This window comes from Chromobacterium sp. CCUG 76385, assembly GCF_059916625.1.
In genome coordinates this window covers 270,789-282,510 of the sequence record NZ_JAUCGU010000002.1, presented here as the reverse complement: position 1 = coordinate 282,510, position 11,722 = coordinate 270,789, and the positions used below count along the sequence as shown (strand labels likewise).

Below are 11,722 nucleotides of genomic sequence, written 5' to 3'. Positions count from 1 at the left end.
CATAGAATGACTATGCGGCGGACTGTGCGCCTTGCTTCCGGTCCAAATCGGCGCAAACGCGATCCACCCACCAAACGTCAACAGCCCCCAGCCATCAGGCCGGCACCAGCACGCAGGTGCCGGCGATCACCACCGCCAGCCCCACCACTATCGGCAAGGACGTGCGCTTGACGATCTCGAACGGCGACACCTGGCTCATGCCGGAACATGCCACCACCACGCCGGACACCGGCGACACCGTGCGCCCCAGATTGGACGCCTGCAGCATGGGGATGGCCAGAAAGGCCGGATTGATGCCGGACTGCGTCGCCAGCTTCGGAATCAGCTCGACAAAAGCGTAGAACGGCGCATTGCCGGAACCGGTGGTCAGCGCGGCGATGGTGGTGATCGCCACCAATACCAGCATCAGCACCACCGCGCCCGAGCCGAATGACTGCGCCAACGCGATCAGCTGACTAATGAAACCCAGCGTGGACAGCCCCTGCGCGAACACGCCGGCCGCGACGATCAGCATGACCACGCTGGTGAACGCATCGCCCATGCCCTTGTAGACCGTGTCCAGGCCGGCGAACACCGGTTTGGCATGGCGATAGCGGATGAATTCGAGGCAAGACGTCAGCAGAATGCAGATGATCAGGATGGTGACGATGTTCAGCTCCGGCGCGATCTTGCCGTTGAACACCAGCACGCCGACGATGGGAGTGAACGGCAGCAGCGCATAGAACGCCGGCGCCTGGGTCTGGATCTCCTTCACATCCTGGCGGCTCAGTTCCACGCCGGCCTTGCGGTCCAGATAGCGTTGCCAGAAGAAATGCGTGGCGCCCATGCACGCAATGGCCGCGATGGAGATGGGCAAGGTGGTCTTGAAGGCGAAATCGATCAAAGGCATCTGCGAAGCCTGGGCCGCGATCACCACATCGCCGGAAGTGGGCGACAGGATCACCGCCGCCGGCGAAGCGCAAATCGCCGCAGCTGCGCCTCGGCTGATGCCCATATTCACCATCAAGGGAAACAGCGTGGCCATCAGCAACACGCCCAGGCCGGTGGCCGAGGACACCGCCAGCGACAGCACGCAGGCGACAAAATACGCGGCCACCATCAGCACATACGGCGAACGGATCTTGCTCAAGGGACGCGACGCCAGCTTCACCACCATATCGTTGGCGCCGATATGCGTGGTGTAACTGGCAAAGCCGCACAGGGCCATCACCATCAGGCCCAGATCGGCAGCGCGATTGCTGAGCAAGAACTTGACGTATTCCGGAATGTCGGCAAAAGGATGACCCGTGCTCGCCACATTCTTGGGCAGAATGTTATGCCCCAGCAGCACGGAAACCAGCAACAGAAACAGACCGCCGACCAGCAAGACCCCAGTGGCGGAATAACCCTTGAAAATATAGCGTCCCACCAGGATGGTGACGATAAGGCCAAGCAGCAGCTCCATGACCTGATCCTTAATGTAAATTAACTATTTCTAATTTACAGGCTTATCGTTTGTCGCGCCGCAGCAGTCAAGCCTCTCTTGACTTGAAACAAATTTGATGGCGGCTATGCGCCACAATGGATGGCGGCGGCGCTTAACGTCGCGGGAAAAGGCCGGCGCCAAAACAGAGGCGGGCCGAATGATGGTGATCTAAACGGATGGCGGCAGCCATCGCTGGCTCCGGAATGGCGCGGCAAGCAATCCATAACCCTTATCGCCAACTAGGGGCTGTTGACGTTTGGTGAGTGGATCGCGTTTGAGCCGATTTGGGCCGGAAGCAAGGCGCGCAGTCCGACGCATAGTCATTCTATGCAAGGGCTGGGCAACGCGGCTTCCGGCCCAAAGCGGCCAAACCCGCAGGGCCGGGCGCCTTTCGCGCCGACTCTTCGTTGTTCCGCGCTGGCAGAGAATGACTATGCGGCGCGCGAAACGCCTCGATTCGGCGCAAAACGCATCCCGGCGCGACCGCTCACAAAACGTCAACAGCCCCTAGGCCAGACCCATGAAAAAAGCGGACTCGCGTCCGCTTTCTGAACATCGCCAACCGATCAGGTTTAGTTGGCGCCGCAGCAGGCCTTGTACTTCTTGCCGCTGCCGCACGGGCACAGGTCGTTGCGGCCCACTTTGTCGCCTTCGCGGCGAACGGTGGTCGGCGCCTGTTCCTTGGCGCGCCAATAGCCGAACACGGCAACCAGGGCGTCGGTCAGTTCTTCCTTGTAACCTTCGACTTCCTCGTCGGTGAAGGTCAGCAGGTCTTCGCCGCCGTCTTCGTCCTCAAAGGCGCCGCCCAGCACCAGCATCGGCATCATCAGGCTTTCGAAGCCTTCGTCCTCCTCCGCCACTTCGAACCAGTCGGTGTCGACCAGATCCAGCGCGTATAGGTAGGCATTGGCCCACGGCCAGTAGTCCGGCTCGCCTTCTTCCTCGCTGCCTTCTTCGGCGTACAGGATCATGTCCAGCTCATCGCCTTCGGCCAGCGTTTCGCGGATGCTGTCGAACAGCTTCTGCAGCAGGGCCTTCAGTTCGGTTTCGTCCGCCGCGTTTTCAAAGGCCGGCGCGTCGCCCAGCACTTCCGGCAGCCAGAACGCGGCGTCCACCTTGTCCGGACCGCTGGCCAGCGCGGCGAAGAAGCCCTGCACTTCGTCCGGGCGCATGGTGCTGCCGCTGGCGGACAACGGCGTCAGCAGCGTTTCAAGACGGGTCAGGTCTGCATCGTTGAATTCGGTCACGGTCATGGTGTCATTCCTCAAGGTGAATCGGTTTGGCGGCATTGTAAGCCAAAAGCGTGGCCCAGGCGGCGCATTTTGCTGTCATCGCTTGTCCGATATCATGCGGTTTTCACATCGTCCAGCCCCAGCTTCTCCAGCATCTGCCGCCGCATCAAGTACTTCTGTATCTTGCCGGTGACCGTCATCGGGAAGCTGTCCACAAATTCGATGTAACGCGGAATCTTGTAATGCGCGATCTGCCCCTGGCAAAAAGCGCGAATCTCCTCGGCGCCGGCCTGCTCGCCGTCGCGCAGCCGGATCCAGGCGCATAGCTCCTCGCCATAGCGGACATCCGGCACCCCTATCACCTGCACCTCCTGAATCTTGGGATGGCGGTACAGGAACTCCTCTATCTCGCGCGGATAGACGTTCTCGCCGCCGCGGATCACCATGTCCTTGACCCGGCCCACGATATTGACCGAACCGTCCTCGTTCATCGCGGCCAGGTCGCCGCTATGCATCCAGCCGGCGGCATCGATGGCGGCGCGCGTCATCTCCTCATCGCCCCAATAGCCCAGCATCACCGAATAGCCGCGCACGCACAGCTCGCCGCTGACGCCGCGCGGCACGATGCGGCCTTCGGCATCGACGATCTTCACCTCGACATGCGGATGAGCGCAGCCCACCGTGCTGACGCGCTGCGCCAGCGGCGTGTCGGTGGCGCTCTGTAGGCTGACCGGGCTGGTTTCCGTCATGCCGTAGCAAATGGTCACCTCGGCCATGTGCATCCGCTCTATCACCCGCCGCATCACCTCCACCGGGCACGGGCTGCCCGCCATGATGCCGGTGCGCAGGCTGCTCAAATCGAATTCGCCGAAGCGCGGATGATCGAGCAGGGAAATAAACATGGTCGGCACGCCATGCAAAGCGGTGCAGCGCTCCTGCTCCACCGTCTCCAGCACCGCCTCGGCGTCAAAACCCTCGGCCGGGAACACCATGGCCGCGCCATGGCAGACGCAGCACAGGCTGCCCATCACCATGCCGAAGCAATGATAAAGCGGCACCGGAATGCACAGTCTGTCGTTCGGGCCCAGTTTCATGGCCGCGCCGACGAACCAGGCGTTGTTGAGGATATTGTGGTGCGACAACGTGGCGCCCTTGGGATGGCCGGTGGTGCCGGACGTGAACTGGATATTGACCGCCTCGTCGAACTGCAGCGTGTCGCCCAAAGACCGCAATTCGGCCAGCTCCTTTTCCGACGGCGCGGCCAACAGCTGGGAAAAAGCCAGCATGCCGGGCAATGCCTGCTGCCCCATCCGCACCACCCAACGCAGATCCGGCAGCCTAGCCGCGCTCAGTTCGCCGGGCTGGCAGTGGTCCAGCTCCGGCGCCAGATCACGGATGATTGCGACGTAATCGCTGCTCTTGAAGCTGGGCGACAACACCAGCGCGCGGCACTGCACCTTGTTCAGCGCATATTCCAGCTCGGCGCGGCGGTAGCCGGGATTGATGTTGACCAGCACCAGGCCGGCCTTGGCGGCGGCGAATTGCATCAGCACCCATTCGGCGCGATTCTGCGACCAGATGCCCACCCGTTCGCCGGGCTGCAGGCCCAAACGGCGCAGGCCGCAAGCCAGGCTGTCCACCTGCCGCTTCAGTTCGGCATAGCTCCAGCGGATATCCTGATGCCGCACGCGCAGCGCCAATCTGTCGCCATGGCGTTCGCAGGCCTCGTCGAAAAAACGCCCTATGGTCTGTCCCAGCAGCGGCTGCGCGACGGCGCCGTTGGCATAGCTGAACTGCGGCATCAAGCACTCCCTTTGAAGTCGTTGGCGAATGACAGATTGACGATTACGTAAACGTAAATCAAGCTTTGCGCTGCTGCGTTGGGAAAAACGCTACAATCGCCGCCTTAAGGAAGACTTTATGAACCAAGCCGAATTTTTCACCATCTCCGATCTGGCGCGCGAATTCGATGTCACGCTGCGCACCATACGCTTCTATGAAGAACAAGGCCTGATCGAGCCGCAACGCGATGGCCGCCAGCGCCTGTTCACCCGGCGCGACCGCGCGCGGCTCAAGCTGATCCTGCGCGGCAAGCGCATCGGCCTGTCCTTGGCCGAGATTCGCGAGATCATAGACATGTACCAGCTGGCGCGCGACGAGGCCAGCCAGTCGCAAAAACTGCTGGACTTGCTGCTGGCGCGCCGCCGCCAACTGGAAGAGCAGCGACGCGACATCGACGCCGTACTGGACGAAATCGGCACGCTGGAAGCGCACTGCCGCAAGGTGATCGCCAGCGACGGCGCGGCCGCCTGACGCCCAAAAAATTGCATCGTCATTTCAAAGCGGACAAAATAAGCAAATCCGCATTGGAGATGCCGCATGCCCAGCCCCTATACCACGCCTTACTCGCTGCAAGCGCTGACCGCCGATCGGGCCGAAGACTTCTGGCGCGTGACCGACAGCGTGGCGCGCGAACGCCGCTACCTATCGTTTCTGGAAATTTCGCAGCAGCTGTCGGCGCAATATGTGGCGCGGCAATTGGCGGCGAACGCCCCGCACCTGTTGCTGCTATACGGCGGCCAGGTGGTTGGCTGGTGCGATGTTTCCCCTCACGAGTGGCCCATTCACCGCCACCGCGGCACCCTGGGCATGGGCATGCTGCCGGCGCATCGCGGTCTGGGCCTGGGCGGCTGGCTGCTGGAGCAAACACTGACGCTCGCCGCCAAGCGCGGCCTTCATCGCGTGGAACTGACGGTGCACGCCGACAACCGCCGCGCCATTCAGCTGTACCGCCGCCATGGCTTCCAGCAGGAAGGCCATTTGCGCGACGCCATCCACATCGACGGCCGCTTTGGCGACGCGGTGCTGATGGCGCGGATCAATTGACGCGAACGGCGGCGCCCTCCTTGGGAGCGGGCGGCGCCATCATGCTGCGTTGCACCGCCAGCACGCTGCCCAACACCACCGCCATCCCCAGCAGCGATTGCGCGGAAAGCGCCTGGCCCAGCAGGGCCCAACCCAACACCACCGCCGTCATTGGGCTGAGCAGGCCCAGCGACGACACGGCCACCGGCGACAGCCGCGCGATGCCGCGGAACCACAAAAGATAGGCCAGCAGCGCGCCAAACAGGGTCAGATAGCCATAGCCGGCAAATTGCGCCCACCCCAGACGCGGCAGCGGCGGATCGATGGCCCAGGCCAGCGGCAGCAGCATCAGTCCGCCCAGCGACAGCTGCCAGCCGGTCAGCGCGGTGACCGGCGCCGACAATTTCCAGCGCCGCGTCAGATAGGTGCCGCAAGCCATCACCACCGCTCCGCCAAAGGCCGCCAACATGCCCAGCCCATCCCAGCGCGTGCCTGGCGACAGCAGCAGCAAGGCCATGCCGGCCACGCCGGCCAGGCTGGCCCACAAGGCCATCGCCGCCGGACGGCCGCTGTCCAGCCGCCAAGCCAGCGTCATCACCAGCAAGGGCTGGCAAGCGCCGACGACCGCAGCCAGTCCGCCCGGCAGGCGATAGGCGGCGACGAACAGCAGCGCCTGGAACGCGCCGATATTCAGCGCGGACAGCATCAACAGCTTGCCCCATTCCCCTGTCCGCGGCCGCCAGCCGCCCATCATCACCAGCAAGAGTCCGGCCGGCAGCACACGCAGCAGGGCCGCGGTGAACGGCCGATCCGGCGGCAGCAGCTCGGTGGTGACGATATAAGTCGAACCCCAGATCACTGGCGTGAGCGCGGTCAACAGCACATCCCGCCATTGGCCGATTCCCGTTTTCGCCGTCATGGGCAATCCTTTCGTTTGCGTTTATACTCGAAGCGTATTTAGCTTGAATTCAAGATAACATTTATCTCGAATTCAAGGCAAATTAATCTTGAACTCAAGACAGATTTCATATGACAAAATCCGAAACCGGCGACGCGGTGGACCGCATTCTGCAACAATGGGCCACAGAGCGGCCGGATCTGGACGTCAGTCCCATGGGGCTGATCGGCAGGCTGGGCCGCTGCGCGGCGCTGCTGGAACACAGGCTGGATGTGGTATTCCGGCAATATGACCTCAGCGCCTGGGAGTTCGACATGCTGGCCACGCTGCGCCGCGCCGGCACGCCGTATCGGCTGGCGCCCACCGAATTGTTCTCGACGATGATGGTCACCTCCGGCACCATGACGCATCGGCTGAAAGTCCTGGAAGGCAAGGGCTGGATCGTGCGCGAAGCCTGCAGCCAAGACGCGCGCAGCACGCTGGTCAGGCTCAGCGAGGCGGGCTTCGCGCTGATCGAGCGCGCGGTGGAGGCGCATGTCGCCAACGAGCACGCCATTCTGTCCGCGCTGCCGGCGCGCAGCGTGGATGCGCTGCAGAAACGCCTGGCCGAATTGCTGGCCGCGCTGGAACCGGAAAACAACTGACCGCCCCACGGAGCGTCCCATGAGCGAGCATCGTCCCCACCCGCAGCCCTGGCATTCCGGCGAACTGGAAATGCAGCGCCGCGCCGGCAGCCTGGAGCAAATGGCCGTGGTCGGGCCGCGCAATGTCCGCGACCACATGCCGGATCAGCATCGCGCCTTCTTCCGCCAGCTCCCTTTCGTGGTGCTGGCGGCGCTGGATGATGCCGGCAGGCCGTGGGCGGGCGTGGTGGAAGGCGCGCCCGGTTTTGTCGATTCGCCCGATCCGCGCGAATTGCGTCTCGCCGCCCTGCCCAGCCCGGCCGACCCGCTGCGCGATTGCCTGCGTCCCGGCGCGGCGGTGGGCCTGCTCGGCATCGAACTGCACACGCGCCGCCGCAACCGCATGAACGGCCAACTGATTGCGCTGGGCGAGGCCGGTTGCGCGCTGACGGTGCGCCAGTCATTCGGCAACTGCCCCAAGTACATCCAGCTGCGCGAATTTGAATTTGCCCGCGAACCGGGGCCGCGCATCGTGGGCACGGTGGAATGGATGGATGAGCTGGACGAGGACGCCCGCGCCGCCATCGCCTCCGCCGACACCTTCTTCGTCGCCAGCGCCTGCCCCGGCGACGATGGCCAACCCGGCTGGCAGGTCGATGTATCGCATCGCGGCGGCAAGCCCGGCTTCGTCAGCGTCGACGGCGACATGCTGACCATTCCGGATTTCCCGGGCAACGGCTACTTCAACACCCTGGGCAATCTGCTGCGCCATCCGCGCGCCGGCCTCTTGTTCATCGACTTCTCCAGCGGCGACACGCTGCAGCTGGCCGGCCGCGCCGAGGTGCGGGATGGGGACGCCGCGTCCGCTTTCCACGGCGCCGAGCGGCTGTGGTCGTTTCGGATCGAACGGGTGGTGCGCCGCCGCAACGCCCTGGCGCTGCGCTGGACGCTGCGCGAATATTCGCCGTTCGCCTTAGCCACCGGCGCCTGGCCGCAGCCCGCCCCCGCCCGGCAATGGCTGCCGCTGCGCGTCAGCCATGTGGAGGATGAGAGCGATGCCGTGCGGTCGATCTATCTGGAACCGGCGGACGGCTCGCCCCCGCCGCCCTTCCTGCCTGGCCAGCACCTGAGCCTCAAGGTGATGGGCGTGGACGGCGTGCGCTTGCGCAATTACACGCTTTCGCAGACCGGCGGCTATCGCATCAGCGTCAAGCGCCAGGGCAAGGCGTCCGCCCGGCTGCACCAGCTGGCGCCGGGCGACATCGTGGAGGCGCTGCCGCCGCGCGGCGACTTCACCGTATCCAGCCTGGAAAGGCCCATTACGCTGTTGGCCGGCGGCATCGGCATCACTCCGCTGCTGGCCATGCTGCACCAGTTGACGGAACAAGCCGCCGCGATGCCGCCCACGCTGCTGGTCTACGCCACCAAGACCGTGGCCGAACGCGCCTTCGATGCCGAGCTGGAGGCCTTGCAAGCCCGCGCGCCCGGCAGGCTGCGCATCGTCAAGGCGGCAAGCCAGCCGGAAACAAACCGCCGCCTGGGCCAGGACTACCAGCACGCCGGCCGCATCGACATCAGGCTATTGCGCCAGTTTGGCGCGGATCTGGCCGGAGACTTCTACCTGTGCGGCCCAGCCGGCTTCATGCAGGCCCTGTACGATCAGCTGATTGACGCAGGCGTGGCAGACAGCCGCATCCACGCCGAGGCCTTCGGCCCGGCCGGGCTGCAACGCATAGGCCATGCCGAGCCAATCCTGCCGCCGATGGCCGACCACGCCGTCGCGGTCCGCTTCAGCGATGCCGAGCTGGACGCCGCGTGGCAACCCGGCCAGGGCAGCCTGCTGGAGCTGGCGGAAGCCTGCGGCCTGAACCCGGACTTCAGCTGCCGCGGCGGCAGCTGCGGCAGTTGCCGCGCCGTCCTGCTGGCGGGCCAGGCCACCTATCTGCAGCCGCCGGACTATCAAACCGCGCCGGGCGAAATCCTGCTGTGCTGCGCCTATCCGGCAGAAGGAACGGACAAGCTGGAAATCCGCCTGTAGCGACAGGACGTCTCGGCATGTCAGCGGTCTTTTATCGCGCAAATGTCTGACCCAGAGCCAACCATGCCTTAAAATACCGTCAACTGTTTTGGCTCCCATCCCGCCGCCGCGCGTGGCCAGGCCCCGAATGATAGACAATCCCAATATGCTGCTACTGGCGGTTTTTGAACGCGCCGCGCTGATGCTGATGGCGCTGTTCTTCCTCACCCGCATCCGGCCGTTCCAGGACCTGCTGCGCCAGCAGAAGCACAGCCCGGCGGAACTGGCCGGCGTCTCGCTGCTGTTCTGCCTGTTCGCCGTGTTCAGCACCTATACCGGCATTCCGGTGGACGGCTCGCTGGTCAATGTCCGCACCATCGCCATCCTGGCCGGCGGCATTCTGTTCGGCCCGTGGGTGGGCATCCCGGCCGGCATCGTCTCCGGCCTGCACCGCTATCTGATAGACATCCACGGCTATACCTCGCTGCCCTGCCTGATCTCCAGCATCTGCGCCGGCCTGCTGTCCACCTTCATTCATTTCCGCGCCGGCCGCAAGCGGCTGTGGCTGTACGGCGTGGCCGCCGGCGTCGCCTGCGAAAGCCTGACCATGGCCTTGATTCTATGGTTCACCGAGCCGGCCGTCGGCCATGCCATCGTCAGCCACATAGCCTATCCGATGATCACCGGCACCGTCTGCATCGGCCTGATCATCCGGCTGGTGCAGGACCTGGACGACGAGAAGGAACTGCTGGCCGCGCGCCAGGCCAAGCTGGCGCTGACCATCGCCAACCGCACCCTGCCCTACTTCCAGAACGTGGATCGCGATGCGCTGGTGGAGGTGTGCACGGTGATCCGCAACCACATCGGCGCCGACGCGGTGGCCATCACCGACACCCGCGACGTGCTGGCTTATGTGGGGCTGGGCAAGGACTATTACGAGCCGGCCGATCACTCGGCCATCGGCGAAATCACCCGCCGCGCGGTGCGCACGGATCAGATCATCATCGAGAATGATCTGCGCCAATACCGGGTGGCGGACTTCCACTCCGTCATCATCATTCCGCTGCGCGAAAACGGCCGCGTCACCGGCACGCTGAAGATTTTCTTCCGCCAGAGCGGCGGCATCACCGGCTCGCTGCGCGAACTGGCGGTGGGCCTGTCGCAGTTGATCTCCACCCAGATGGAAGCCTCGCGCATCAAGCAGTTGCAGGAGATGGCGCGCAAGGCGGAATTCACCGCGCTGCAAAGCAAGATCAACCCGCATTTCCTGTTCAACGCGCTGAACGCCATCTCGTCGCTGATCCGCATCCAGCCGACCGAAGCGCGGCAGCTGATCGCCAAACTGGCCGACTACCTGCGCTACAACCTGTCGCTGGGCGATACGCTGATCGACATCCAGGAGGAGCTGAAGCAGGTGCAAGACTACGTGGCGATCGAACAGGCGCGCTTCGGCAGCAAGCTATCCGTCGTATTCGATGTCGACGAGGTCCATGCGCGCGTGCCCAGCCTGCTGCTGCAACCCTTGGTGGAAAACGCCATCCTGCACGGCATCCAGCCGCGCAAGGAGCCGGGCGAGGTGCGCATCGCGGTGAAAAAGTGGGACGAACGCATCCATGTCTCGGTGCGCGATACCGGCTACGGCATCAGCCAGGAAGTGATAGACGGCATCGCCAGAGGCAAAGTGGAAAGCCGCAGCATAGGCCTGTCCAACGTCAACGAGCGCATCAAGCTGCTGTATGGCGAGGGCCTGCGGCTTACCCGGCTGGAACCGGGCACCGAAGTGAGTTTTGAGCTGCCGCTGGAGGAAGTCGCATGAAGGCGCTGATTGTGGAAGACGAATACCTGGCGCGTCAGGAACTGGCCTATTTGATACAGGAGCACAGCGCCATCGAGATCGCCGCCAGCGTCGAGGACGGGTTGGAAGCGTTCAAGTTCCTGCAGGAACAGGCCGTGGACGTGGTGTTTCTGGACATCAACATCCCATCCATCGACGGCCTGCTCTTAGCCAAGAACCTGCACAAAACGTCCAAGCCGCCGCGCATCGTCTTCGTCACCGCCTACAAGGAGTTCGCGGTGGAAGCGTTTGAAGTGGAAGCCTTCGACTACATCCTCAAGCCGTATAACGAGACGCGCATCATCAGCCTGCTGGCCAAGCTGGAAGCGCTGGAACAGGCGCCGCCGGCCGCGGCGCCGCACACAGCCGCGCCCCTCCCCGAATCCGCGCCGGTCAGCCGCACGGTGAACCTGGCCAAAGGCGACAGCATCATCGTCACGCCCTGCGACGACATCTATTACGTCGAGGCGGACGAAAAAGTGACTCTGGTCTATACCGCGCACGACCGCTATGTGATGGCGATGAGCATCAGTGAATTCGTATCGCGGCTGCCGGCCGACAGCTTCTTCCGCTGCCACCGCTCCTTCTGCGTCAACATCCACAAAATCCGTGAAATCGCGCCGTGGCTGAACAGCACCTACATCATCAAGCTATATGACCTGAAGGCGGAAATCCCGGTCAGCCGCAGCAATATCAAGGCCTTCCGGCAGCTGATGCACCTCTGATTGCAGTTCATTCCGCCGCGCCTGCATTTCATTCCCCGACTGCGCCACATCCATAAGCGCAGG

General features: G+C 63.8%; 10 protein-coding genes. 6 read left to right on the top strand and 4 right to left on the bottom strand.

The window, feature by feature from the left end; genetic code table 11:
• Positions 1 to 94: 94 nt before the first annotated feature.
• From dcuC to QUG01_RS03170, 3 genes are all read right to left on the bottom strand, one after another.
• Entirely contained in the window at positions 95 to 1,444 is a 1,350-nt protein-coding gene (gene dcuC / locus QUG01_RS03180; protein WP_500828850.1) for an anaerobic C4-dicarboxylate transporter DcuC, read from the bottom strand.
• Positions 1,445 to 2,037: 593 nt separating this feature from the next.
• The gene (locus tag QUG01_RS03175; RefSeq protein WP_500828849.1) at positions 2,038 to 2,718 is read right to left on the bottom strand and encodes a UPF0149 family protein; all 681 of its coding nucleotides are present in this window, start codon (positions 2,716 to 2,718) and stop codon (positions 2,038 to 2,040) included.
• A 92-nt stretch (positions 2,719 to 2,810) separates the two neighbouring features.
• Positions 2,811 to 4,499, bottom strand: a complete 1,689-nt coding sequence (locus QUG01_RS03170) for an AMP-binding protein (RefSeq protein ID WP_500828848.1) — start codon at positions 4,497 to 4,499, stop codon at positions 2,811 to 2,813.
• 118 nt (positions 4,500 to 4,617) lie between these two features.
• On the opposite strand from QUG01_RS03170, the gene QUG01_RS03165 reads away from it, so the two are divergent.
• Entirely contained in the window at positions 4,618 to 5,010 is a 393-nt protein-coding gene (locus tag QUG01_RS03165) for a MerR family transcriptional regulator (RefSeq protein WP_199153251.1), read from the top strand.
• Positions 5,011 to 5,076: 66 nt separating this feature from the next.
• Positions 5,077 to 5,583 carry a GNAT family N-acetyltransferase gene (locus QUG01_RS03160; RefSeq protein ID WP_500828847.1) on the top strand — a complete coding sequence of 169 codons (507 nt, stop codon included), beginning with the start codon at positions 5,077 to 5,079 and terminating at the stop codon, positions 5,581 to 5,583.
• On the opposite strand, the gene QUG01_RS03155 is transcribed toward QUG01_RS03160, so the two are convergent.
• On the bottom strand, positions 5,576 to 6,481 hold the full coding sequence (locus QUG01_RS03155) for an EamA family transporter (RefSeq protein WP_500828846.1): 906 nt from the start codon (positions 6,479 to 6,481) through the stop codon (positions 5,576 to 5,578). The two genes, QUG01_RS03160 and QUG01_RS03155, sit on opposite strands and share 8 nt — an antisense overlap.
• Positions 6,482 to 6,591: 110 nt before the next feature.
• Here QUG01_RS03155 and QUG01_RS03150 point away from each other — a divergent pair, with 110 nt between their 5' ends.
• The 4 genes from QUG01_RS03150 to QUG01_RS03135 all read left to right on the top strand — a co-directional run bounded on the left by QUG01_RS03150 (position 6,592) and on the right by QUG01_RS03135 (position 11,659).
• A complete protein-coding gene (locus QUG01_RS03150) occupies positions 6,592 to 7,104 on the top strand; it encodes a MarR family winged helix-turn-helix transcriptional regulator (RefSeq protein WP_500828845.1) in 513 nt (170 codons plus the stop codon).
• 19 nt (positions 7,105 to 7,123) lie between these two features.
• Positions 7,124 to 9,121 carry a pyridoxamine 5'-phosphate oxidase family protein gene (locus QUG01_RS03145; RefSeq protein WP_500828844.1) on the top strand — a complete coding sequence of 666 codons (1,998 nt, stop codon included), beginning with the start codon at positions 7,124 to 7,126 and terminating at the stop codon, positions 9,119 to 9,121.
• A gap of 127 nt (positions 9,122 to 9,248) precedes the next feature.
• On the top strand, positions 9,249 to 10,916 hold the full coding sequence (locus tag QUG01_RS03140; protein WP_500828843.1) for a LytS/YhcK type 5TM receptor domain-containing protein: 1,668 nt from the start codon (positions 9,249 to 9,251) through the stop codon (positions 10,914 to 10,916).
• Positions 10,913 to 11,659 (top strand): LytR/AlgR family response regulator transcription factor, encoded by a 747-nt coding sequence (locus QUG01_RS03135; RefSeq protein ID WP_500828842.1) that lies wholly within the window; start codon positions 10,913 to 10,915, stop codon positions 11,657 to 11,659. The genes QUG01_RS03140 and QUG01_RS03135 overlap by 4 nt, the downstream gene beginning before the upstream one ends.
• Positions 11,660 to 11,722: the final 63 nt, after the last annotated feature.